20 protein-coding genes are annotated in these 24,355 nt (G+C 67.8%); 9 read left to right on the forward strand and 11 right to left on the reverse strand.

Annotated elements, in window-relative coordinates; genetic code table 11:
• Nucleotides 1–10: 10 nt before the first annotated feature.
• The 5 genes from AB8808_RS20450 to kdpF all read right to left on the reverse strand — a co-directional run bounded on the left by AB8808_RS20450 (nt 11) and on the right by kdpF (nt 5,607).
• The gene (locus tag AB8808_RS20450) at nt 11–1,429 is read right to left on the reverse strand and encodes an outer membrane beta-barrel protein (RefSeq protein ID WP_369925500.1); all 1,419 of its coding nucleotides are present in this window, start codon (nt 1,427–1,429) and stop codon (nt 11–13) included.
• A 61-nt stretch (nt 1,430–1,490) separates the two neighbouring features.
• Nucleotides 1,491–1,697 carry a hypothetical protein gene (locus AB8808_RS20455; RefSeq protein WP_369925502.1) on the reverse strand — a complete coding sequence of 69 codons (207 nt, stop codon included), beginning with the start codon at nt 1,695–1,697 and terminating at the stop codon, nt 1,491–1,493.
• Nucleotides 1,698–1,714: 17 nt separating this feature from the next.
• The gene (gene kdpB / locus AB8808_RS20460; RefSeq protein WP_369925504.1) at nt 1,715–3,793 is read right to left on the reverse strand and encodes a potassium-transporting ATPase subunit KdpB; all 2,079 of its coding nucleotides are present in this window, start codon (nt 3,791–3,793) and stop codon (nt 1,715–1,717) included.
• 3 nt (nt 3,794–3,796) lie between these two features.
• Nucleotides 3,797–5,518: a potassium-transporting ATPase subunit KdpA gene (gene kdpA, locus AB8808_RS20465; RefSeq protein ID WP_369925506.1), complete on the reverse strand. Its 1,722-nt coding sequence runs from the start codon at nt 5,516–5,518 to the stop codon at nt 3,797–3,799.
• A complete protein-coding gene (kdpF, locus tag AB8808_RS20470; RefSeq protein ID WP_081916356.1) occupies nt 5,515–5,607 on the reverse strand; it encodes a K(+)-transporting ATPase subunit F in 93 nt (30 codons plus the stop codon). The genes kdpA and kdpF overlap by 4 nt, the downstream gene beginning before the upstream one ends.
• Nucleotides 5,608–6,056: 449 nt before the next feature.
• Between kdpF and AB8808_RS20475 the strand changes: the two genes are divergently transcribed.
• From AB8808_RS20475 to AB8808_RS20485, 3 genes are all read left to right on the forward strand, one after another.
• On the forward strand, nt 6,057–8,171 hold the full coding sequence (locus tag AB8808_RS20475; RefSeq protein WP_369925508.1) for a prolyl oligopeptidase family serine peptidase: 2,115 nt from the start codon (nt 6,057–6,059) through the stop codon (nt 8,169–8,171).
• A gap of 163 nt (nt 8,172–8,334) precedes the next feature.
• Nucleotides 8,335–8,880 (forward strand): RNA polymerase sigma factor, encoded by a 546-nt coding sequence (locus tag AB8808_RS20480; protein ID WP_369925510.1) that lies wholly within the window; start codon nt 8,335–8,337, stop codon nt 8,878–8,880.
• Nucleotides 8,877–9,863 (forward strand): FecR family protein, encoded by a 987-nt coding sequence (locus AB8808_RS20485; RefSeq protein ID WP_369925512.1) that lies wholly within the window; start codon nt 8,877–8,879, stop codon nt 9,861–9,863. The genes AB8808_RS20480 and AB8808_RS20485 overlap by 4 nt, the downstream gene beginning before the upstream one ends.
• A gap of 7 nt (nt 9,864–9,870) precedes the next feature.
• Here AB8808_RS20485 and AB8808_RS20490 read toward each other — a convergent pair whose 3' ends face one another.
• Nucleotides 9,871–12,705 (reverse strand): TonB-dependent receptor domain-containing protein, encoded by a 2,835-nt coding sequence (locus tag AB8808_RS20490; RefSeq protein ID WP_369925514.1) that lies wholly within the window; start codon nt 12,703–12,705, stop codon nt 9,871–9,873.
• Between the two features lie 129 nt (nt 12,706–12,834).
• On the reverse strand, nt 12,835–13,917 hold the full coding sequence (locus AB8808_RS20495; protein ID WP_285403379.1) for a hypothetical protein: 1,083 nt from the start codon (nt 13,915–13,917) through the stop codon (nt 12,835–12,837).
• A gap of 175 nt (nt 13,918–14,092) precedes the next feature.
• On the opposite strand from AB8808_RS20495, the gene AB8808_RS20500 reads away from it, so the two are divergent.
• Both AB8808_RS20500 and AB8808_RS20505 read left to right on the forward strand, forming a co-directional pair.
• Nucleotides 14,093–14,758, forward strand: coding sequence for an alpha/beta hydrolase (locus tag AB8808_RS20500; protein WP_369925517.1), 666 nt, complete (start codon nt 14,093–14,095; stop codon nt 14,756–14,758).
• Between the two features lie 40 nt (nt 14,759–14,798).
• Entirely contained in the window at nt 14,799–15,881 is a 1,083-nt protein-coding gene (locus AB8808_RS20505; RefSeq protein ID WP_369925519.1) for a sensor histidine kinase, read from the forward strand.
• Here the strand turns inward: AB8808_RS20505 and AB8808_RS20510 are convergent.
• On the reverse strand, nt 15,865–16,926 hold the full coding sequence (locus tag AB8808_RS20510; protein ID WP_369925521.1) for a hypothetical protein: 1,062 nt from the start codon (nt 16,924–16,926) through the stop codon (nt 15,865–15,867). The genes AB8808_RS20505 and AB8808_RS20510 overlap by 17 nt on opposite strands.
• Nucleotides 16,927–17,000: 74 nt before the next feature.
• The gene (locus tag AB8808_RS20515) at nt 17,001–18,065 is read right to left on the reverse strand and encodes a hypothetical protein (RefSeq protein WP_369925523.1); all 1,065 of its coding nucleotides are present in this window, start codon (nt 18,063–18,065) and stop codon (nt 17,001–17,003) included.
• A gap of 166 nt (nt 18,066–18,231) precedes the next feature.
• On the opposite strand from AB8808_RS20515, the gene AB8808_RS20520 reads away from it, so the two are divergent.
• Nucleotides 18,232–18,948: a LytR/AlgR family response regulator transcription factor gene (locus AB8808_RS20520; protein WP_285403384.1), complete on the forward strand. Its 717-nt coding sequence runs from the start codon at nt 18,232–18,234 to the stop codon at nt 18,946–18,948.
• A gap of 86 nt (nt 18,949–19,034) precedes the next feature.
• Nucleotides 19,035–19,955, forward strand: a complete 921-nt coding sequence (hemC, locus tag AB8808_RS20525; RefSeq protein WP_285403385.1) for a hydroxymethylbilane synthase — start codon at nt 19,035–19,037, stop codon at nt 19,953–19,955.
• A 28-nt stretch (nt 19,956–19,983) separates the two neighbouring features.
• On the opposite strand, the gene AB8808_RS20530 is transcribed toward hemC, so the two are convergent.
• Both AB8808_RS20530 and AB8808_RS20535 read right to left on the reverse strand, forming a co-directional pair.
• Nucleotides 19,984–20,862: a DUF481 domain-containing protein gene (locus AB8808_RS20530; RefSeq protein ID WP_285403386.1), complete on the reverse strand. Its 879-nt coding sequence runs from the start codon at nt 20,860–20,862 to the stop codon at nt 19,984–19,986.
• Between the two features lie 85 nt (nt 20,863–20,947).
• The gene (locus AB8808_RS20535; RefSeq protein ID WP_285403387.1) at nt 20,948–21,874 is read right to left on the reverse strand and encodes a hypothetical protein; all 927 of its coding nucleotides are present in this window, start codon (nt 21,872–21,874) and stop codon (nt 20,948–20,950) included.
• 194 nt (nt 21,875–22,068) lie between these two features.
• Here AB8808_RS20535 and AB8808_RS20540 point away from each other — a divergent pair, with 194 nt between their 5' ends.
• A complete protein-coding gene (locus AB8808_RS20540) occupies nt 22,069–23,061 on the forward strand; it encodes a helix-turn-helix transcriptional regulator (protein WP_036138794.1) in 993 nt (330 codons plus the stop codon).
• 13 nt (nt 23,062–23,074) lie between these two features.
• Nucleotides 23,075–24,055, forward strand: coding sequence for a patatin-like phospholipase family protein (locus AB8808_RS20545; protein ID WP_369925527.1), 981 nt, complete (start codon nt 23,075–23,077; stop codon nt 24,053–24,055).
• The last annotated feature ends 300 nt before the right edge of the window (nt 24,056–24,355 follow it).

Raw genomic sequence — 24,355 nt, forward strand, 5'->3', positions numbered from 1 at the left:
GCGTGCTTCCTCAGTAGTGCCAGATCGCGTCGACGAGCGCGGTCACCTGGTTGTCCTTGCGGCCGCCGTCATAGGCATCGACGTCGTACGACTTCTCGTAGCGCAGCTCCGGACGAATCTCCAGGTCCTGCGTGACCCAGTGCGTCATGCCGAGCGTGTGGCTGGTGTAGCGCGTGGGGAAGCCGGTGCGCTGGCCCTTCTGGTCGTTGTAGAACTCGTTGCGGAACGAGATCATGTTCTTCGGATCGATCGCCACGTTGAGATAGTTCACGATGCCGTACTCCGCGGCCTTGCCCGGCAGCGGCGACGAACCGGCCACCTGGTTGTCGAAGCCCGGGCCATAACCCGGAATCTGCCGGCCGTACATGTAGTACGCCTCGGTGAGGATGTGCACGCGGTCGCTGAAGCGGTGGCCCCAGGTACTGACGTACATCTGCACGTTGTTGTAGTTGTAGTCGGAACGGTTGACGCTGTTGGCGCAGGTATAGAGCATGTCGTCGTTACTGGCCGAAACCCAGCGCACGCAGGCCTGCAACGTCGGGCGCGACTGGTGGTTCCAGATCGCGGTGTCGTTGCCACCGTTCAAGCCCACCTGCACGGTCCACTGCGCGTTGAGGCGCGTGGTGGTCATGACACCCATCTGCGTATACGGGTCCACCGTGTAGAGGATGGAATGCGTCACCAGGTAGTTGTTGGGCGAGAACTGCGCCTCGATGTCCGGCAGCGACAGCCAGCGACCGATGCGTACCACCATGCCCTCGGCGATATGCGGCAGGTAGATATCCCCGTAGAACAGCATCGGGTCGTAGCCGTTGATCTTGCCGTTGAGCGGCTGGTCGGGCTTGGGGTTGTTCAGCAACTGGTTGCTGAGCACGCCTTTCATCGTGGTGAAGTGGTAGTCGTAACCGTAAAGGTTATCCAGGTGGAAGCCCCAGTCCACATGGTCGGTCTGCACGGTGTCCGGCAGGCGCTCGATGCGCAGCAGCGCCTGGTTGAACTCCACGCGGTTCGGACGCACGGCGTACGACAACGGGTAGTTCGTGTGCGACGAACTGCTCAGGTTGGCGGACGCGTTGAGCCAGCCGTACACCTCGATCCGGTTGTCCTTCAGCCAGCGGCCCACGCGGTTGCAGGCCATGGCCTTTTCCAGCGGGTACTGCGAATTCAGGTTGGGCACGCCGATCGGGTAGGCCACGCCGCCCAGCTGCCATTCGGCGGACGGAAACGGCGGCGAGGCCAACGGCGAATCCAGGCCGCGACGGGCCGGCGGCGGTGCGTTCGGGTCGGCCGGCTGGGCATCTTCGCGATAGGCCGCGGCGAAGCGGGCGCCGAAGCCCTGGGAACAGTCGTCGCTGCCGGAAGCCATGGCCCGGGTGACGGGAGCGAGGGCGAGCAGGGCGGCGAGAAGAGCGTAACGAGTGGTGCGCATGGCGTGTTTTACCGATCCCTTTCGGGACCCCTTTTCGATAGTGGGAGGATGGGGCGTTGGTTCAGATGCCGGCGTAACCGCCGAGGGCGTAATCGTCTTCGTCGCGACGCGGCGGTGGCGACGGCACGGCAGCGGTACGCACGAGGCTGATCGGTGCCGCCGCGGTGGCGCGTGCCATCGGAGCAGGCGTATCCGGGGCGACGACGCGTACTTCCATGTCCAGGTCGGCGCTGTCTTCGATGAGTACGGTGAGCTTCACGCAATGCATGGCAGTGGGCCTCGGGGTTACGCCAGTCCGACCAGGACCAGCAACATGTCGATCAGCTTGATGCCGATGAAGGGCACGACCACGCCGCCCAGCCCGTACACCAGCAGGTTGCGTCGCAGCAGCGCGGCGGCGCCCAGCGCGCGATAGGCCACGCCCTTGAGCGCCAGCGGAATCAGGAAGACGATGATCAGCGCGTTGAAGATCACCGCCGACAGGATCGCGCTCTGCGGCGTGGCCAGGTGCATCACGTTCAACGTGTTGAGCGCGGGATACGTGGTGGCGAAGGCGGCGGGGATGATCGCGAAGTACTTCGCGATATCGTTGGCGATGGAGAAGGTGGTCAGCGCACCGCGGGTGATCAGCATCTGCTTGCCGATGCCCACCACCTCGATCAGCTTGGTCGGGTTGGAATCCAGGTCGACCATGTTGCCGGCTTCCTTCGCCGCCTGCGTACCGCTGTTCATGGCCACCGCGACATCCGCCTGGGCCAACGCCGGCGCGTCGTTGGTGCCGTCGCCGCACATGGCGACCAGACGGTTCTCGGCCTGGATGTCACGGATCAGCTTCAGCTTCGCTTCCGGCGTCGCCTCGGCGAGGAAATCGTCCACGCCGGCCTCGGCGGCGATGGCCGCGGCGGTCAGCGGGTTGTCGCCGGTGACCATCACCGTGCGGATGCCCATGCGGCGCATCTCGGCGAAGCGCTCCTTGATGCCTTCCTTGACGATGTCCTTCAGTTCCACGACACCGAGGGTGAGCGCGCCGTCCACCACGATCAGCGGCGTGGCACCGCGACGGGCGACGTCCTCTGCCATGCGGCGGACCAGCGGCGGCATGTGGCTGTCCTGCGCATCCAGGTAGCGCTCCACGGCATCCATGGCGCCCTTGCGGACATGCCGTGTGCCGACATCGACGCCGCTCATGCGGGTCTGCGCGGTGAAGGGCACGAACACGGCGCCGCGGTCGGTGACCGGACGCGAGGTGGACAGGGCCACGAAACGCGCGGCGAGGGTGACGATGCTGCGGCCTTCCGGCGTTTCGTCGGCGCGCGAGGCGAGCTCGGCGGCTTCGGCCAGCTCGCGCTCCTCGATACCCGGTGCCGGATGGAAGGCCACGGCCTGGCGGTTGCCCAGCGTGATCGTGCCGGTCTTGTCCAGCAGCAGCACGTCCACATCGCCCGCGGCTTCCACCGCACGTCCGGACGTGGCGATGACGTTGGCGCGGATCATCCGGTCCATGCCGGCAATGCCGATGGCCGAGAGCAGGGCGCCAATGGTGGTGGGAATCAGGCACACCAGCAGGGCGATCAGCACGGTGAGCGAGATGGGACTGCCCACGCCGGCGGCCTGCACGCTGTAGATCGAGTACGGCAGCAGCGTGGCGCAAGCCAGCAGGAAGATCAGCGTGAACTTGGCCAGCAGGATGGTCAGCGCGATCTCGTTGGGTGTCTTGCGCCGCGAGGCGCCTTCCACCATCGAGATCATGCGGTCGAGGAAGCTCTCGCCCGGGTTGCTGGTGATGCGCACCACCAGCCAGTCGGAGAGCACGCGCGTACCGCCGGTCACCGCGCTGCGGTCGCCACCGGATTCCCGGATCACGGGCGCGGATTCGCCGGTGATGGCGCTTTCGTCCACGCTGGCCGCGCCGACCACCACCTCGCCGTCGCCGGGTACGGTGTCGCCGGCTTCCACCAGCACGAAGTGGCCGGTACGCAGGTCGCTCGACGGCGTCGAGGTAACGACCGCGTCGCGATCGGCGGAGGCGAGCTTCTTCGCGGCCACGTCGCGGCGCGAACCGCGCAGCGCATCGGCCTGGGCCTTGCCGCGACCTTCGGCCAGCGCCTCGGCGAAGTTGGCGAACAGCAGGGTGAACCACAGCCACAGCGCCACCCAGAAAACGAAGGTGGCAGAGGCTTCGCCGTGGCCCGCCAGCGCCTGCACCCACAAGAGGGTGGTCAGCACACTGCATACGAAGACGACGAACATCACCGGATTGCGGAACTGCTGGCGCGGCGAGAGCTTGCGGAAGGCGTCACCGAGGGCGCGGGTCACCAGCGCGCGGTCGAAACCGCGCGGCTTGTCGTGGGCTAGGGTAGTCATGGATCAGGGGCCCGTGGCGGACATCAGTTGTTCGGCGATGGGCCCGAGGGCCAGTGCCGGAAGGAAGGTCAGTGCGCCGACGACGATGACGACGCAGGCCAGCAGCGCGACGAACAGCGGCGTATGCGTCGGCAGGGTGCCGGTGGATGCGGGGACGTGACGCTTGGCGGCGAGCGACCCGGCCATGGCCAGCATGGCGATGGCCAGCGGGAAGCGCGCCAGGAACATGCAGATACCGAGCAACACGTTCCAGAAGGGCGTGTTGGCCGAGAGTCCGCCGAAGGCGCTGCCGTTGTTGTTCGACGCCGAGCTGACCGCGTAAAGCATCTCGCTGAAACCGTGCGCTCCCGGATTGGACACACCGGCCACACCGGCGGGCGACATCACCGCCACCGCGGTGCCGATCACCACCAGGGCGCAGGGCAGCAGCACGGCCAGGCTGGCCATCTTCATCTCGTAGGCCTCGATCTTCTTGCCGAGGTATTCCGGCGTACGGCCCACCATCAGCCCCGCGATGAACACGGCGACCACGGCGAAAGCCAGCATGCCGTACAGACCGGAGCCAACGCCGCCGAAGATCACCTCGCCCAGCTGCATCAGCCACATCGGCACCAGGCCGCCCAGCGGCGTCAGCGAATCGTGCATCGCATTGACCGCACCGCACGACGCGGCGGTGGTGATCGCCGCGAACAGGCCGGAGGCGGCGATGCCGAAGCGGGTTTCCTTGCCTTCCATGTTGCCGCCGGCCTGGGTGGCCGAGGCCTGCGCATCGATGGCCAGGCCGTGCAGCACCGGGTTGCCCGCCTGTTCCGCGGCCACCAGGCCCACGGCCAGCGGTACGAAGATCAGCATCATGGTGGCCAGGATGGCCCAACCCTGGCGACGGTCGCCGACCATGCGGCCGAACGTGTAGCAGAGCGACGCGGGGATCAGGAAGATCGACAGCATCTGCAGGAAGTTGGAAAACGGGGTGGGGTTCTCGAACGGATGCGCCGAGTTGGCGTTGAAGAAACCGCCGCCGTTGGTGCCGAGCATCTTGATGGCGATCTGCGAGGCGGCCGGGCCCATCGGCAGCGTCTGCGTGCCGTGCTGCAGCGTGGTGACGTCCACGTAGGTGGCCAGGTTCTGCACCACACCCTGCGATACCAGCAGCAGCGCCAGCACCAGCGAGAACGGCAGCAGCACATAGAGGGTGGCGCGGGTCACGTCGACCCAGAAATTGCCCACGGCCGCGGCGGCACGACGGCTGAAGCCGCGCACCACCGCGATGAGCACGGCGATGCCGGTGGCCGCCGAGAGGAAGTTCTGCACCGACAGTCCGAGCGCCTGGGTGAGGTAGCTCATGGTCGACTCGCCGGCATAGCCCTGCCAGTTGGTGTTGCTGGCGAAGCTGATGGCGGTGTTCATCGCCGAATCGGGCGCCACGGCCGCGAAATGCTGCGGGTTCAGCGGCAGCCACTGCTGCGTGCGCTGCAGCAGGTAGACGATGGCCAGGCCCGCCACGTTGAACACCAGCATGGCGATGGCATAGCGCGTCCAGCGCATGTCCTCGTCGGCACGGATGCCGGCCAGGCGATAGAGGAAACGCTCGATGCCACCGCCGAAACGGGTTACCCGGTTCGGTTCGTCGGAGAAGACCAGGGCCATGTACTGGCCCACCGGCTTGACCAGGGCGAGCAGCACGGCAAAGAAAAGAGCCATCTGGAGCATGCCGTTGGCGGTCATTCGAACCACTCCGGCTTGAGCAGGGCCACGCAGAGGTAGCCGGTCAGGGCGACCGCGATGGCCGTGGCCACGATGTAGATGAGGGACATGGGGGATTCCTCAGCGCCGGCCAAGCCGGTCGCAGATCATGAGGAAGCCGATCGTCAGCGCGCACAGCACGATGACGAGAAGGACGTACAGAAGTTCCACGGGTGCGTTCCGGCGGAGAGGACGGAGCGCATTGTTCGTCTTACGCGATATTTACGGTGTATCGCGCCGGCATGGGTGCGTAACGTCTTCGTAAAATCTGGCGCGTGTCGTACCCTGAGGCCCGGTGCCGTACGGTCGGCCCCTGCATGCGGTCCGGCCACATGTAGGAGCGCGCGATGCGCGCGACATGTTTTGAGGCCATGCCCCGGAGCTGGCGCGCCAGCCCCGAGGTTTCGCGAAAACATGTCGCGCGCATCGCGCGCTCCTACACGGCATGATTGACGCAGCGTTTTCGTTTCACGCATCGTGTGCCGTTCGCATTCCCCTTCCGTTCCGGAGTAGAGAGTCCATGCGCGCCTTCGTTCCCCGACTGCTTGCCGTCAGCCTCTTCGTCGCCTGTGGCGCCCATGCGGCCACCCCGGCGACCGCCAACCCGCCGCCGGCCACGCCGAAGCACATGGTCTCGGAAACCCTGGCCGGGCAGCCGGTCAACGATCCGTACCGCTGGCTGGAAAACCCCGATGCGCCGGACGTGAAGCAATGGATCGACGCGCAGAACGCCTACACCGAAGCCACCATCGGCGCGATGCCGCTGGCCAAGGCCCTGAGCGCCCGCGTGCGCGAACTGGCCATCACGTCCACCACGCGCAGCTCGCCGACCCTGGCCGGCGGCACCCTGTTCTATTTCGAGAACACCCCGCCGCAGGCGCAGCCCCTGCTGGTGGCCAAGGCCTGGCCGGACGGCCCGACCCGCACGCTGGTCGATCCCAATCTGGGCGACGGCAACACCGCCATCACCGAGTACTGGCCCTCGCCGAGCGGCCGCTACCTGGCCTACGGCACGGCCGAGGGCGGTAGCGAGCTGACCACCATCCATGTGCTGGACACCACGACCGGCAAGGCGCTGCCCGACCTGCTGCCGCTGGCCGGCGGCGGCACCACCCCGCAGGCCCTGGCCTGGGACGCCGACGAAAAGGGCGTCACCTACGCGCGCTTCGAGGCACCGGCCAAGGGGCAACCGCTGCGCGAGTTCGACGCCGTGCTGGCCCACCACACGCTCGGCCAGCCCGCCACTGCCGACCGCGTGGTCTTCGGCAAGGGCTATTCGCACGTGGCCGAATACATCCTTCTGGAAGGCAAGGGCGGCGCCTCGACCGCGCTGCTCGCCAACGAAGGCGACGGCGGCCCCGCCGAGGTCTACCTGCGCCGGGGCACCGGCGCGTTCCAGCGCATGCTGGGTCGCGAGGCCGATGCGCGCTCGGCCGCCTGGGTGGGCGACCGCCTGGTCGTCGCCAGCTTTGCCGGCGCGCCGCGCGGCAAGCTGGTCGCCATCGGCACGGACGGCAAGGCCACCGACCTGCTCGCCCAGGGCGAAGGCGCCATCCAGCATGTCTCCGCGCTGGGCGACGGCTTCCTGGTGGTCCGCAGTGTCGGGCCGGACTGGTGGGCCGACCAGTACGACGGCAAGGCCGGTTTCGTGCGCCGCGTGCCCCTGCCGGCCACCGGCATCACCATCGGCGGCGTGGCCTCCGAGGCCGGCCAGAACAAGGCCCTGCTCAGCTATGCCGGCTGGACCACGCCCACCCACTGGGTGGAATACGACGGCGCCACCGGCGCCTTGAAGACCGTCTTCGAAGTGAAGGCGGCGGCCGACTACTCGAAGGTGAAAGTGTCACGCATCGACGGCGTGTCGAAAGATGGCACGAAGATTCCCGTGACCGTCATCGCCATGGAGGGCACCACGCCCAATGGCAAGCGTCCGACCATCCTCTACAGCTACGGCGGCTTCGGGCTGCCGGTCACGCCGGTTTTCGTCGGCGCCAACCTCGCCTGGCTGGAGCGCGGCGGCGTGCTGGCCTATGCGAACATCCGCGGTGGCAACGAGTTCGGCGAGGCCTGGCACGCACAGGGCCAGAAGCAGAACAAGCAGAACGTGTTCGACGATTTCTTCGCGGCGTCGCAGGCGCTGCTGGATACGAAGTGGACCGATCGCGCTCACCTGGGCATCCTGGGCGGTAGCAACGGTGGCCTGCTGATGGGCGCAGCGCTCACGCAACACCCGGAGCAGTACCGCGCCGTGGTCGGCGCCGTGGGTATCTACGATGTGCCACGCCATATGACCGCCTTCGCCAACGGCCCCTACAACGTCAGCGAGTACGGCAGCACGACCGACCCGGTCGTCGCCCGCGCCATGCTGGCCTATTCACCGCTGCACAACGTCAAGCCGGGCACGAAGTATCCGGCCGTGCTGCTGGCCACCGGCGCCAACGACCCGCGCGTGGCACCGTGGCAATCGCGCAAGTTCGCCGCCGCGTTGCAGGACGCCACCACCTCGGGCCAGCCGGTGTTGCTGCTGACCCGGATGAACGCCGGCCACGGCATCGGCGCGCCCTTCAGCCAGCGTGTCGGCAACGCCGCGCTGCAGCTGACGTTCTTCGCCACCGAGCTGGGCCTGGGCGAATAAGCCCGGACCGACCCGAAGGCCGCCGCCCCCGCCACGAGGTAGGGGGGCTGCGTGCCGGCTGCGTTATAGCTTCCGATGACTTCATGTCGGGTGAGGTGCGAGCGCGTCGATGCATGAGCTGTGCGTGGTCCCGGGCAGGACGTCCTGCTGACAGGTGGTGCGGGTGACCGCTGAGGAACGCCAGGCCGGGATGGCCTTCGACCAGTTCGTGCGCGAACAGCGTGCGCCGCTGGCGGGCTTCCTGCGCCATCGTGTCGCCACCGAGGACGAAGCCCAGGAAGTGGCGCAGGAGAGTTTCGTGCGCCTGATCCGCTACCGGGATGAACCGCCGGAGTCGTGGCCGGCGCTGCTGTATCGCATCGCCGTGAACGTCATCACCGATCGTGCGCGGCGGGCACAGTCGCACCGTGCATCCCACCATGTGGATGTGGATATCTATGCCGAGGCCATCGCGGCCCCGGGGCCCGACCCGGGTCAGGCCCTGGATACGCTGCGTGCTCTGGAGGAGGTGCAGCGCGCCCTGATGTGCCTGCCATCCCGCTGTCGCGACATCTACCTGCTCAACCGCATCGAAGGCATGAGTTATACGGAAGTGGCCGCGCATTGCGGCATCTCCGTCAAGGCCGTCGAAAAGCACATCGGCAAGGCCCTGGGCCTTCTTCGTAAACAAGTCGGGCATCACCTCTCATCCGTGGTTTCGCAAGCATGACACCCTCACATACAGCGGATATTCCCGACACGGCCGAAGGCTGGGTAGCCCGGCTGGATGCGCCACACGCGGGTCCAGCCGAAGCCGCAGCGTTCGACGCCTGGTGCGCGCGCGACCCGGCCCACCGGCCGGCCTACCGTGCCGCGCGCCAGCTGCACGACATGGCGCGGCGCCTGCGCGACAACGATATGCTGCGCGCGGCTTCGCGCAGGGCCCTGCGCGATACGGCACGGCGGCGGACGGCGCGGCGCTGGTGGTTCGGCAGCGCGGCGGTGGCCGCGGCATTGCTGGTCGCCCTGCCCGCCGTGTGGTGGTACCTGCGCACGCCGATGGTCACCGCCGATTACGCCACGCAGACCCACATCGCCACGGTGACGCTGCCCGACGGCACCCGCATGGTGATGGATGCCGGCACGCAAGCTGCCATCCGGTTCGACGGAGGGTTGCGCCAGGTGCTGCTCGAGCGGGGGCGCGCCCAGTTCCAGGTCGGCAAGGCCGAGGCGCCCTTCGAGGTGCGCGCGGGCGACGTGCGCGTGCACGACATCGGGACCACGTTCCAGGTGGACCGGAACGATGCCGGCACGCGTGTCGCGCTGCTGGAGGGTCAGGTGACGGTGTCCGATGCGCGGCTGCCGGCCACGCGCACGCTCACCCACACTCAGTCGGTGCGCGTGGCGGCGGACGGCCACCTGGACGAGACGCTGCCCCTGGATACCGCGGAAGCCGAAGGCTGGACCAACGGCCGGCTGGTCTTTCGCGGCGAGCGACTGGCCGACCTGCTGGCCACGATGAACCGTTACGCGTCGCGCCGGATCACCCTTGCCAACGCCGGCATGGGCGAGCTGCGCGTCAGCGGCAGTTTTCACGCCGGCGACCAGGATGCCCTGGTCAGTGCGCTGGTGACGGGCTGGCAGTTGCGGCCCGAGCGACTCGGAGACGGCACGGTGGTGCTGCACGATGGCGCCGCCGCGGTGCTGCGCTGAGCGGCGGTCACAGTCGGAACGATACCGTGCCCAACCAGGCCCGGCCGATGACATCGTCGAATAGCGGGTTGTAGGCGATACCGGGGGAGCCGTAGTAGACGGGGGCGTGGTCGAACACGTTGTGCAGGTTGAGCGCGAATGTCCAGCGCGGCACACCGCGATAGGCGAGGCCCGCATCCACGAGGATGAAATCCGGCGTGGAACAGTGCACGGCGGTGCCGCCGTCCGTTTCGCAACCCAGCGGGTCGATCGACGACTGCGCATTGCGATAGCGGCCCGTGTAACGCGCGTTGGCGGACACGGTCCAGTCGCCCGTGTGCAGCACGACCTCGGCCAGGCCGGTCCAGCGCGGTTGCGAGGCGTACCCGGCACCCTGGGCGACGGGCGTGCCATCGAAGGTCTGCCGGTCCAGCTGCCACAGGTAGCTGCCCGTGACTTTCAGGTCCACGCCCCAGGCCGGCCGGTCGACCAGTCGGAACTCGCCGTCCACATCGAGGGTGCGGGCGCTGGTGTGACCCAGGTTCACCCATTGTTGCCGTAGCCCGGTCAGTTCACCGGACGCATCACGTGCGAAGGCTTGCGGGTACGCCTCCGGATGGGTGAGGGCGTACGACAACGGCAGGCTGTCGATCTCGTGGTCGCGACGCAGTGCGAAATAGTCCAGCGCGAGACTGGCCGCCGGCGACGGGGCCCATACCAGGCCGAGCGTGTGGCTGTGCGAGGTTTCCGGCCGCAGGTCCCGGTTACGTACCGTGGACATCGTCAGGTAGCAGGTGTTGGCGTCGGTGGCGGGCACCGCCAGCACCCGGCACGGCAGCAGGCTGTCCGGTACGTCAAGCAGGAAGCCGTTCGGGTAGCTGGGCGACGCACGACTGAGGTCCAGGGTGGCGGGCGCACGGTAGCCGCGAGCCCATGTCGCGCGCGCCGTGAGTGTCCCGGTCACGTTCCAGCGTAGCGTCGCCTTGGGCGAAAACGCGTTGCCGTAGCCCTCGGACCGGTCGACCCGCCACGCCAGGCCGACCTCCAGCCGCGACGTCAGCGGTGCATTGGCTTCCGCATAAGCCGATGTGGTCCAGCGGCTGGCCGAGCGATCGCTTGGACTGACGAACTGGAACACCCGGCCGGAGGTCAGCAGCGCATCCGGTCGGTCGTCGAGGCGATCGCTGGCGACTTCCGCACCGGCCGTGACCACGAGCGGGCCGCCCGCCAGGGTCGCCAGCGGGTGGGTCGTCTGGAAACGCAGGGCATCGCGCGCGCTGCGTGCATGCCGGTTCGCCGTGGGTGACAGGGTGGTGAGCAGGGACGGGGCGTTGCGTCGCTTCAGCTGGTAGCTGCCATCGTCCAGCGCACGGGTCAGGCTGTCGGACGGCAAGAGGCCGCCGAGATAGTCGTCGTAGCTGCCGCGTTGCCCGTCCACATCGACGTGCCAGTCGCCGTCACCCCATGGCCCATGCAAGCCGGCGGTGAACACGTACGTGTCCGACGTGGTGACATCGCGCACGGGCCCCACGTCGTCGAAGCGATAGCCATAGAAAATGCGCGAGGCGTCATCCGGATTGACCGACGTGCCGGCGGGAAGCACCACGTTGTACTTCAGCGGCGCGGTCTGCTGGCGCTGCTTCTGCGACGTCCAGCGAAGATCCGCATAGGCCTGCACCTCACCGATCGTCCGGTCCGCATGCAGGTACATCGCGTGGCTACGCATGCCGGTCTGCACCGTGGTCTGCGCGGACGATGCATCGACGCAGCGGCTATCGCCCGTCGGGATGGGTCCCGTGCAGTCGGCCGCCTGCGAGCGCAGCTGCGCTCCCTGCAGGTAGAAGTCGTCGGCCGCCTCGGGGCCGTTCGACGCCGTCGCCGCCTGCGCCGGGCGGCTCCATGCACGGTCACGACCCAGCGTGGGTGCCCGGTCGAGGCTGTCCACCATCAGCAGGAGGTTGCCATGCTCGCCGAGGCGACCGCCCAGGCTGGCCGAGACGCGACGCTGCAAGGCGTCACCGCGCGTGGAAAGACCCGTGGCCAACGAGGCGCGCACGCCGTCCAGCTTCTTGCGCAGCACGATGTTGATGACGCCGGCCATGGCGTCGGAGCCGTAGATGGCCGAGGCGCCGTCGCGCAGGATGTCCACGTGATCCACCATGGCCAGCGGTATGCCGTTGAGGTCGGTGACCGTACCCAGGTCGTCCTGCGCCAGTCCGTAACCTGCCAGCCGGTGCCCGTCCACCAGCACCAGCGTGGCGTACGAGCCCAGGCCACGCAGGTCCACGGACGACGCGCCGGTGGCGCCGGCCAGTCCGTTGTTCTGGAACAGCGCGACGTTGGACACGCCCACGCCCGCGTTCACCACGCGCAGACCGGGCTGCGCGCGAAGCAGGTCGTAGAGGGTTTCGTAGCCGCCGCGATCGATCTGCTCGCGGCTGATCACCGTGACGGGCGACGCCGTTTCCATCTCGGTGCGACGGATATGGGTGCCGGTAACCTCCACCGGTTCCAGCGGTACGGCGACGGGCGCCTTGCTCGGGGCTCGCGCACCGGGCGGATGGATACCGAGCGGACTGGCGCGCAGGACGAAGGCCCGTTCGCCCGCGGGAACCACGGCCAGGCCGGTACCGCGGAGCAGGCGATCCAAGGCGTCGCGATCGGTGGTGACGGCGGTGACGCCCGGGCTGTCCAGGGTATGCACCGTGTCGGCGGGATACAGCAACTCGATGCCGCTGTCGCGAGTGAACGCCTGTAGCACATCGTCCAGTTTGCCCGCGGCGATATGGAAGGCGCGCGGCGGGGACGATTCCCCGGCGACCGCGGAACACGGGGCAGCCGCCATGGTCACGACCAGGGCCATGCGGCAAAACGGACGTCCCCTGGGTCGCAACGGCATGCGTGTGGCATCCCCTCCGTGGACCCCGTATTCAGCGCGGGTCGCGCGAGGCTGTCAACCTCGGCACGACCCGCCCTGTTTACGCATGCGGCTTTAGTTGGATTCGCTGAACTGGATCGCCGGCGACGAGCCGCCGGAGGCCGTGCAGGAACCGAGTGCCAGGTTGTTCTGCTCGAACGTCGTACCGGCGCCCGACAGGCAGGTGGGCGCGCTGGTGCTGCCGTCCGTCACGCCGACACGCACGTTCAACTTCGAGCCACGGTTGAACGACACCAGGGGCTGCGACGAATCGTTACCGAAAATATTGAACTCGGACTGCTTCCAGATCTTGCCGATGTTAAGCGTGGTGGCCGATTCGGACACCGTGTGGGCCGTGCCGTTGATGGTGAAGGTCACGCTGTCCTTGCCGCTCTGGTTGGCCGCACCGGTCAGTCGGATGCTGGCGAGGTTGGCAAGCGGCACGTAGCTCACCGACACGGCGTTGCTGTTCCTGTAGCAGGCGTCCTGGTCCGGGTAGGCGTTCCAGCCCGACGGGCAACCCTGGCTGTTGTATTCGGAATCGCTACCGGCGAAGAACCAGTTCTGGATGAACGCGACGGGGCCGTTGCCATCGTCGGTGGCATAGATGAACTGCTCCCAGGTCTGGCAGCTGCTGTAGCCGAACTGGCTGCAGGTGGTCGGGTTGCTGCCGATGTCGGTGTTGATCTGCAACGAATAGTTCTGCGAGCCGCCACTGTTGACGCCGGTCACCGTCGGGAACGTACCCACCGCGGTTTTCGTGAAGCCGCCGGTCTTCGCGGCGTAGTCGTTGCCGTTGCCGGTGGTGAGGGTACCGCTCGTCGCGGCCTGCGGGGTGACACGACCCTTGTGCGCCGCGACGGCCGCCTTCGTGGCAGCGGTCAGGATGGCGGCCGACATGAGCTTCGGCGGCGGCGCGCACTGTTCGGCCGTCCACGTGTTGCTGGGGAACGAGGCGCGGTAGCAGCCGGTGCTGGGCGCGCCCTGCGCGGTGAGGTTGTCGTGCCAGCCGGCGACGGCCTGGGCATGGGCCTGCGCGGCCATCTGGTCGGTAGCCGGCTGCGCGAACGCGGCAGCGCCGGGAAGGCCGGCAACGATGGCGGCCAGCAGCGCACGGCGGATGAACGGCGTCGCACAGAAGCGATTGCTCGAAAGCATGGTGAGTCCTCACTAGCGAATAAAAGGTTGCCCTGGTCTTTCCCCTTCTCCTGAAACGGGAGCCGGAGGCGTCCACCCCGTGAACTGCGTCACACTTTCGTGCGTGCCGGGCAGCGCATGTCCTGCCCCGGAGGCGACTGGTAGCATCGGGGGTCTTCGAATCCGGAAACACGCCATGCTCCCCACTGTCGAGAAGGAAACCGGCCCGTCGCCCACCTGGACGGTCCTCTGGCTGCACGGGCTCGGCGCCGATGGCAACGACTTCGCGCCCATCGTGCCCGAGCTGGTCGATCCGTCCTGGCCCCCCATCCGCTTCGTCTTCCCGCACGCGCCGGTGCGCCCGGTCACGGTGAACAACGGCGTGCCGATGCGGGCGTGGTACGACATCAAGGGCGTGTCCATCGCGGATAAACAGGATGCCGAGGGCATCCATGCGTCGATCCACGAGGTGGATACGCTGATCGCACGTGAGGTCGACCGCGGGGTGCCGGCCGACCACATCATCCTCGCCGGTTTCTCGCAGGGCGGCGCCATGACCCTCTGCGCCGGCCTGCGCCACAGAGAGGCGCTGGCCGGCCTGCTCGTTCTGTCGGCCTATCTGCCCCTGGCGGATACGCTGGAAGCGGAACGCAGCGACGCGAACCGCTCCACGCCCCTTTTCTGGGGCCACGGCAGCGCCGACCCCGTCGTGCCGATGGCACTGGCCGAGCACTCGCGACAGGCGCTCGAAGCGCTGGGCCACCACGTGGACTGGCACAGCTACCCCATGGCCCACCAGGTCAGCCTGCCGGAGATCGCGGACATCCGTGCCTGGCTGGGGCACCGCTTCACCGACCGCTGAAGCCGCGCGAGGTCAGCGGGCCTTCCGGCATACTCCCGCCATGCCCGCCGCTCCCGACGACACCGCCCCGGTTCCGCGCCCGCCCTCGGCGCCGCTGCCCGATTTCTGCAGCCTGCCGGTGCTGTTCGCGTTACTGGTGGTCGGCGCGCTCACCGTCACGCTGATGTGGCTGGCGCCCGGCAGCCGGGGCGACCTCGGCGATTACGGCACGGCGGTGCTTTTCACCAGCTGGCTGGCGGTGCTGCTGACCGTGGCCCTGTGCAAGCTGACCCCCTGGATGCAACGGCTGCCCGGCCTGCTGCCGTATGCCGCCGTGTGGCTGCTGCTGGTGCTGCTCGTCGGCGTGAGCGCCGCGGTGATCGGCTGGGTGGACCACAGCATCCACACCGGCATGACCCCGGTCTCCCGCGTGCGCTTCGTCCGTGATGCCAGCATCGCCACCGGCCTGCTCGGAGCGGGGCTGCTTCGTTATTTCTACGTGGTGGCGCAGTGGCAGGTGCGCGTGGCGACCGCCGCGCAGGCGCAGGTGGCGGCCTTGCAGGCGCGCATCCGGCCCCATTTCCTGTTCAACAGCATGAACGCGGTGGCCGCCCTGATCCGGGTCGATCCGGATGCCGCCGAGCGCACCGTGGAAAACCTGGCCGAGCTGTTCCGCGCGGCACTGGGCACCGATCACGAGTCCCTCGGTACGCTGGGCGAGGAGTGGATGCTGGTGGATCGCTACCTGGATATCGAAGCGCTGCGCCTGGGCGACCGCCTGCACGTCGAACGCGCCATCGACGTCCCGGTCGACCTGCCGCTGCCACGCCTGTTGCTGCAACCGCTGGTGGAAAATGCGGTCCGCCACGGTATCCAGCCCAGCCGCCATGGCGGGCGCATCCGCCTCGCCGGGCATCGCGTGCCCGGCGGGGTGGAAATCGTCATCGAAAACACGCTGCCCGGGTCATCCGCCAACCCCGGCACGGGGCACGGGTTGCGCAACGTCCGCGAGCGCGTCGCCTACCATTTCGGACAACGCGCCAGCGTACGCACGGAAAGCCATGACGACAGGTTCGTCGTCACGGTGTTCCTCCCGGAGCCCGGTCAGCGGTTGCTTCCCCGCCGCGCTAGTTGGACTCGCTGAACTGGATATTCGGTGACGTGCCGCCGGCGGCGGTGCACGGACCGAGGTTAAGGTTGTTCGTTTCCGCCGTCGTGCCGGCGTTGGCCAGGCAGGCCGGCGCATTGGTGGTGCTGTCGACCACGTCGAGGCGCACGTTCACGTGGGATCCCGAGTTGAACGACACGGCGGGAGGCGTTCCCCCGATGACGTTGAACTCCGTCTCTTTCCAGATCTTGCCGATGTTGAGCGTGCTGGCGGGCTGGGACACGGCATGCACGGTGCCGTTGACGGTGAACGTCACCACGTCCTTGCCGTTCTGGTTGGCGGCGCCGGCCAGGCGTACGCTGCCGAGGCTGGACAGGGGCACGTAGGCCAGCGCCACTTCCTTGCTGTTGCGATAGCACGCTTGCTGTTCCGCGTAGGCACCCCAGCCATCCGGGCACCCCTTGCTCTTGTACTCCGATGCGCTGCCGACGTAGAACCAGTCCTGCATGTAGATGCCGATGCCGGTGGCGCTGCCGTCGTTGGTGTCGTAGATGAACTGCTGCCAGGTCTCGCAGGTGGAAAAGCCGTATTGCGTGCATGCACCCGGATTGCTTGCGGAGGTGGTGTTCATCTGCAAGGTGTAGGTCTGCGAGCCGCCGCTGTCGACGCCGCTCACCTTCGGAAAACTGCCCACGGCGCTGCGCGTCAGGCCGGTGGTCTGTGCGGCATAGTCGACGCCGTTGCCTGCGTCCAGCGGTTGGACGGCCGCCTGAGTCACCTGCCCGGCCCGCGTGTCGCGTGTCGTTCTGTGACCCGACGGAAACATGCGCTTCGGCGGCGGGGCGCACGTTTCGGCGGTCCATGCAGAGCTGGGAAACGAGGCGCGATAGCAGCCGGTACTCGGCGGCCCCTGGGCGATCAGCGTGTCATGCCAGTGCGTCATGGCCTGTGCCCGGGCTTCGACGGCCACGGTATCGACGGGCACCTGCGCCATGGCGGCGAAGGGGGAGCCGCTGATGATGGCGATCAACAGGGCCCGACGAACGGTCGGCGCAGCGTGGTGGTTCTTACTCGAGATCATGGCGGTTCCTCAGGAAGTGGTATGGCGTGATGGCACCGCCCCTGCGCAGGCAGGAACGGTGACTGACCCTGTCGTTAGTTGGACTCGCTGAACTGGATGCCCGGAGACGTGCCGCCCGAAGCCGTGCAGCTACCCAGCGTGAGGTTGTTCTGCTCGAAGGTCGTACCGGCGTTCTGCAGGCAGTTCGGTGCGTTGGTGCTACCGTCGACGACGTTCAGGCGCACGTTCACCGTGGAGCCCGGATTGAACGTCACCAGCGGTTTGTCCCCGCCGTAGCCGAAGACGTTGAACTCCGACTGCTTCCAGATCCTGGCGATGTCGAGGGTGGTGGCCGGCTGCGAGGCCGTGAATGACTTTCCGTTTACCGTCAGCGTTACGACATCCCTGCCGTTCTGGTTGGCAACACCGCTGAGACGCATGCTGCCCAGGCTGGCGAGCGGGAAGTAGCCGACGGAGATCGCATCGCTGTTGCGATAGCAGGCCTGATCGTCCGCGTAAGGCGTCCAGTCCGCCGGGCAACCCTTGCTGGCGTACTCGGAGGCACTGCCCACGTAGAGCCAGTCCTGGATATAGACCGAAGCGCCTTCGCCATCGCCGGTGTCATAGAGGAACTGCTGCCAGGTACTGCACGATGAGTAACCGTACTGGGGACACGCGGCCGGATTGCTGCCCGTGGTCGTGTTGATCTGCAGCGTGTAGGGCTGCGTACCGCCGGCGTTAACGCCCGTGACCGCCGGGAAACTACCCACGGCGCTGCGGGTAAGACCGTTCGTCTGCGCGGCGTAATCGTTGCCGTTGCCGGTGGTCGGTGCGACGGCCTGCAGGGTGACCCGGCCCGTACGGGAGTCCACGACCTTATGGACGGGCGGCGACACGTGCTTCGGTGGCGGCGCGCACCGTTCAGGCGTCCATATGGCACTGGGGAACAACGCGCTGTAGCAGCCCGCGTCAGGAGGACCCTGGACGGTAAGCGTATCGTGCCAGCGGGCGGACGCCTGGGCCTGGGCCTGCGCCGGGATGGAAGGCATGCCCGCTTGCGCTTGCACTGTCGCCGCGGCGACAGCAAGCACGCCGACGGTGGCCAGCGATACGGCACGACAGGCCGATCGCGCGGAAGGACTACGCTTGCTCGATATCATCATGAATCCTCGGATAGGTAGCGTGATGTGTCCCCTCTCCAGGAGAACAACGCGGGCCGGGCCTGCCCACACCGTGACCCGCGTCTCACTCCCGCACCCGCCTGCCGGTCACGTGCGTCGCCGGCGACGCTGATAGCATCGACGCTTTCCACCCGGAGCCCGGCGCATGCGCGTCCTGATCGCCGATGACGAGCCGCTGGCCCGTGCGCGCCTGAGGGTGCTGCTGGCGGCGCGTGGCGAGGTCGAGATCGTCGGCGAGTCCGCCGACGGCGACGCCACGCTCGACGCCTGCCTGTCGCTGCGGCCCGACGTGGTGCTGCTGGACGTGGAGATGCCCGGCCTGTCCGGCACGGCCGTGGCCCGGCAGCTGGCGGCCATGGCGGAACGGCCGCAGGTGATCTTCTGCACCGCCTACGAACAGCACGCCGTGAGCGCCTTCGACCTCGGCGCCACCGACTACCTGCTCAAGCCGGTGCGCGCCGAACGACTGGGCGACGCGCTGGACCGCGCCGCCGCGCGCCGCCCCCAGGCATCGCTACCCACGCGCGGGGCCTGGCTGCGCGCACGCAGCGGCAACGATGAGGTACGGGTGGCACTGGGCGATGTGCTGTACCTGCTCGCCGACGACAAATACGTCGAGGTGCACCACGCGGCCGGCATGTGGCTGATCGACGAGTCGCTGCGCCAGCTGGAGACCGCGCATCCCGACCGCCTGGTTCGCCTGCACCGCAACTGCCTGGTGCCGCGCACGCGCCTGCTGGGCCTGAAGTCGCTGGCCGACGGGCGCGTGCTGGCGCGCCTGGCAGGCACGGAGGTGACCCCGGAAGTCAGCCGGCGCAACCTGCCCGCCGTGCGCCAGCTGCTGCGAGCCGAAGGCGGCTGAATGCCCCGCGCGACACCCCGTCGCGCTGCACGCGATGGCGGTTTGCGGGACAATCACCGTTTCGCCCGAGCCGCCGCCAGGATCCCATGACCCCACCGCTTCGTATCGCCACGCGCAAGAGCGCGCTGGCCCTGTGGCAGGCCGAGCACGTGGCCGTCCTCCTGCGCCAGGCGCATCCGGGACTCGTGGTGGAGCTGGTGCCGCTGTCCACGCGCGGCGACGAGATCCTCGACCGCTCGCTGGCCACCATCGGCGGCAAGGGCCTGTTCCTCAAGGAGCTGGAAGTGGCGATGCAGGACGGCCGCGCGGACATCGCGGTGCACTCGCTCAAGGATGTGCCGGCCGCGCTGGAGCCGGGCTTCGAGTTGTCGGCCATCCTGCCGCGCGCGGACGCGGCCGACGCCTTCATCAGCAACCACTACGCGACGCTGGCCGACCTGCCCAACGGCGCGCGCGTGGGCACCTCGTCGCTGCGCCGGCAGGCCCAGCTGCGCGCGGTACGGGGCGACCTGCAACTGCTCGACCTTCGCGGCAACGTCAACACGCGGCTGGCGAAACTGGACGAAGGCCACTACGACGCGATCATCCTGGCCTGCGCGGGCGTGGAGCGCCTGGGTATGGCCCATCGCATCACCACGCGGCTGGCCAGCCCCGACTGGCTGCCCGCACCCGGGCAGGGCGCCATCGCCGTGGAATCGCGCCTGGGCGATGCACGGGTGGCCGGACTGCTGGGCGCCCTGACCGACCCCGACACCTTGCTGGCGGTGAACGCCGAGCGCGCCATGAACGAGCGCCTGGGTGGCAGCTGTGCCGTCGCCATCGGCGCGTGGTGCGTCGTGGCCGAGTACGGCCTGACCCTGCATGGCATGGTGGGCGACGCGCTGACCGGCGAACTGCTGCACGCCCAGGCCGACAGCACCACCGACGATCCCGTGACCCTGGGTCACCAGGTGGCCGCCATGCTACTCGACCAGGGCGCTGCCGCCCTGCTTCAGCCGCAGCGGTAGGAGCGCGGCAGGCCGCGCTCCGGCGCCGTCAGAAGTTGTAGACGAGGTTGGTCGTGGTCAGCTTGTCGGTGCTGACCGTGCCGGGCAGCGTGTCGCTGTTGTAGCGAATCTGGTAACCGATCTTCAGCGCCAGCTTCTTGGTCATGCTGACCGAGAGGCCGATGTCGTTCTGGTAGTACTGGTTCTTCGAGCCCGCTTCCACCAGCAGCGTGTCTTCCACCGCCGTGTTGTCGGTAATGCGGTACTTGGCGTTGATCAGGCTGCGGCCGACCACTTCGCTTTCGGCATCGGGCTTGTAGGTTTCTTCCAGGGGCACGACGCCGCCGGGCTCGAAAGCCGGCGTGCCGTCCGGGTTGGTCGCCTGCCGGGTGGTCTTCGCGGGCTGGTAGCGCTTGAAACCGGGACCGATTTCGAAGGAGAGCTCCGCACGCTCGTTCTTCAGGGCGATGTAGCCGTAGCCTACCGAGATGATGCCCTGCCACAGGTTGGCGCCGAAATCGTCGTGCTCGTAGCGGGCGGCCGTGACCACGTAGCTGCGCGGGTCGAACTTGTAGCCCACCGAGGCGCCGGTGTCGTAGCGGTTGGCGGTGGTGCTGAACTTGTCGATGGGGTTGCCGTTCTGGTCGTCCACCGTGACCTCACCCTTGGAGCGCAGGCCGTTGAGGTAGAAGTTGTTCTTCCACAGCTCGTTTTCCTGGTTGAAACCGAGCTTGGCGTTGGCGTTTTCCGACCGCGAGTTGCCGCGCGAGGACGCGAAGCCGAATTCGCCGGAGCCGGTCCAGCCACCGTTCTTCGAGGCGTCGGCATTCTGGTCCGGCGTCGAGGTGGGGTTGGCAGTGGCGTCCTGGGCCGACGCGGCGAGCGGCAGCGCGGCAAGGACGAGCGTGGCGAGAAGGAGTTGTTTCATCGTCGACCCGTAGATGGAATGGAAAACCGAAGGAACCGCGGCCGTCTGGATGGCCAGGCCGGGTGGAACGCGCCTCGCTGCGAGGTCAGTCGTTCACCCAGTAAACATAGGCCCGCCCGTACAGCCGCTGTTCGAGACATTGACCGATAACGCAGCTTAACGCGGCCAGACCCGCCGCGACGGGCAACAGGTGTCCGGCCGGGTGCGATACCAGCAACACGCACGGCAACCCCACTGACAGCGCCGCCACGGCGAAGCGCCAGGCCAGCAGGGAGACCGCGGTGCGCCCGGTTTCAAGGCGGTGCACGGCACCGCGCTCCTCCGCCAGTTGCCGCAGCGCGCGCCAACGCATGCCCTCCACGACACCCAGCGCCAGCGCCACGGCAAGCAGGGCGAGTCGCCAGGGGTTGAGCGGATTGATCGGCATCTCGGTCTGCAGCGCCACACACAGCCAGAACCACAACCCACCGGCGAACAAGGCGGAGACGGTACGGCCCAGCGGCAGCGCATTGGCCACGGAGGCCACCGACGGCGGCAGGTGACGCGACACGCTGCGTGCCGTGTAGACCAGGGTGGCCAGGCTGCAGAGCATGAGGGCCGCTCCGGCGAGGCGGGTGGCCCAGAAGTCGTTGCCGCCCCGGGCCAGGCCGGCCAGCGCGAGCATCGGCAGGTAGTTGGCCATCGCCACCATGCCCTCGGGCGTGGGCATCATCCGCTTCACCGGATTCCATCCGTGCCACTCGGGGGCAAAGGGCAGCCGCAGGCAGGTGGACACCAGGCCCAGGCTGACCAGCACCAGGCCGATCGACAGCGGCACCAGGACCTCGCCACGGCCGTCGGGGTACAAACCCAGCGCCAGGGCGGTGCCGAGCACCATCCACAGGCCATAGCCCGCCGCCGTGCAGGCCTGGATCACCACCACGGAGGTAGAGAACAGGCTGCGCGCGGGCGTGGTTTCGTCATGCCGGCCCAGAGGGTCCAGCGCGACGGCGGCGTCGTTGGGTTCCGCCATGGTCGAAAAAGGCCTTCGGCGAATCGCAAAGGCACATTTTTGCGCCTTATCGTCCCGGGCGCAAACCCACGGTCGCGCGGCGGGCGAGACTCCCTTGCGGACGGCGCCGGGCGCCGCCATGCTTGGCCTGCGTAGATACGGGCGTCACGCCTGCGCGGACACACTTCCCCACGCTCCTCCTGCCGGCGACACCCATGGACCGCTACGAGCGCATTCTTACCCTGCACCGCCTGCTGAAGTCCGCGCATTACCCGGTGCCCCTGTCCCGGTTGATGGACGAACTGGAGTGCTCGCGCGCCACCCTCTATCGAGATGTGGCCTTCTTGCGCGATGCCCTGGGTGCCCCGGTGCAAAGCGTCGCCGGCGACCAGGCTTCCTTCCGTTACGAGGCGGACGAAGGCGATTCCTTCGAACTACCCGGCCTGTGGCTGACCAGCGACGAGCTGGCGGCGCTGATGGCGTTGAACGAGTTGATCGGCCGTTCCGATCCGGGCGTGCTCGCCGGTGCGCTGGCCCCGTTCAAGGCCCGCATCGAGCGCCTGCTGTCCGACCACGGCAGCGGCAAGGCACTGCCGGTGGATCGCATCCGGGTGATCTCCTGGGGCGCGCGCACGATGGACCAGCAGGTATTCCGGATCGTCGCCGGTGCCACGCTGGAGCGGCGCCAGGTCAGCTTCCGCTACCGCGCGCGCACCACCAATTCCGACACCAAGCGGACCGTCTCGCCCCAGCGCCTCACCCATTACCGCGACAACTGGTACCTGGACGTCTGGGACCACGATCGCGAGGCCCTGCGCAGCTTCGCCGTGGATCGCATCGCCGAGCCGCAGGCGCTGGATGCCCCGGCCAGGGACGTGGAGGACGCCGAACTCAACGACCTGCTCGCCTCCAGCTACGGCATCTTCGCCGGCAAGCCCAAGGCCTGGGCCACCATCCGTTTCTCGTCGCACGCCGCGCGCTGGGTCGCCGACGAACACTGGCACTCCCAGCAGAAGGGCGAGTGGCTGGGCGATGGCCGCTACGAGCTCAAGGTGCCTTACTCCAACTCGCGCGAGTTGCTGATGGACGTGCTGAAGTACGGCCCCGACGCCGAAATCGTCGCGCCGCTGCCACTGCGCGAGGAAATGAAGATCCTGCTGCAACTGGCGCTGTCCGGTTACCAGAACGGTTCGAACCACTCCCACTGAGCGCGCGCGGTCCATGAGCGATTTCGATATTGCCGAGACCGGCGCACTGCCCGCCACGCTCGCTGAACCGCGCAAGCCGCGCGTCGCCCTGGCCCTGGGGGCGGGGGCGGCCAAGGGACTCGCCCACATCGGCGCCATCGAGGTGCTGGAGGAACGGGGTTTCGAGATCGTCGCCATCGCCGGCACGTCGATGGGCGCGCTGATCGGCGGCATCTACGGCATGGGCAAGCTGGATATCTACCGCGACTGGGTCTCGACGCTGGCGCGTTTCGACGTGCTGCGCCTGGTCGACTGGAGCTTTTCCGGTGGTGGTTTCATCAAGGGCGACCGGATCATGGCCGCGCTGCGCGAGCTGATCGGCGAGGTCAACATCGAGGAACTGCCGATCGCCTATACGGCCGTGGCCACGGACATCGACCGTGAGCGCGAGGTCTGGCTGACCCGGGGGCCACTGTTCGACGCGATCCGTGCCTCTATCGCCATCCCCACCCTGTTCCGTCCCTATACCCACGAAGGCCGGCGCCTGGTGGACGGCGCGCTGCTCAACCCGCTGCCGGTGCTGCCGCTGATGCGCGAGGACGTCGATTACGTCATCGCGGTAAGCGTGGACGGCGCGGCCGAGATGCAGCAGCCACCGGAGAAGAACGTGACGGCCGGGGCCGACGACGGTTACAGCGCGAGGCTGGGCCGACTGTTCGGTCGCCGTGGGCTGCCGGTCGGCGAAGGCAAGCCCAAGCTCAAGGACCCCGGTGCCTTCGACCTGATGACCCAGTCGATGGACCTGATGCAGGCCAACCTGTCGCGCCTGCGCCTGGCCGCGTACCCGCCCGACCTGCTCATCGAGATACCGCGCAACGTCTCCACGGTGTACGAGTTCTACCGCGCCCGCGAGCTGATCGAGCTGGGCCGCGTGCGCACCCAACAGATGCTGGACACCTGGCAACCCCGCCAGATCCAAAAAAACCTGCACGCTGTGCGCGATCCCTCTGAGTAGGTACCGGTGCCTGTAGGAGCGCACGATGTGCGCGATCCGTCTACGCAGGTAAGGCGAGGGAAGCCAAGCGCCCACAAAGCAAAGGCGTTTCCGCCCCCCCATCCTCGGCTCTTTTTCCACCCTCGAAACCGCCGTTTCTCTTACACACACACGACCACGTTCTTTTTTTACGTTCGGCTGCGTCTGCTTCGTCGCGGTGCAGGAGCGCGCTTTGTTGGGGTCACGGAAACGCCTTTGATTTTGGGGCTGTTGGCTTCCCTCGCCGTTCCCTACGTAGACGGATCGCGCACATCGTGCGCT

It is taken from the genome of Xanthomonas sp. NCPPB 2632, assembly GCF_041228075.2.
GTDB lineage: Bacteria > Pseudomonadota > Gammaproteobacteria > Xanthomonadales > Rhodanobacteraceae > Luteibacter.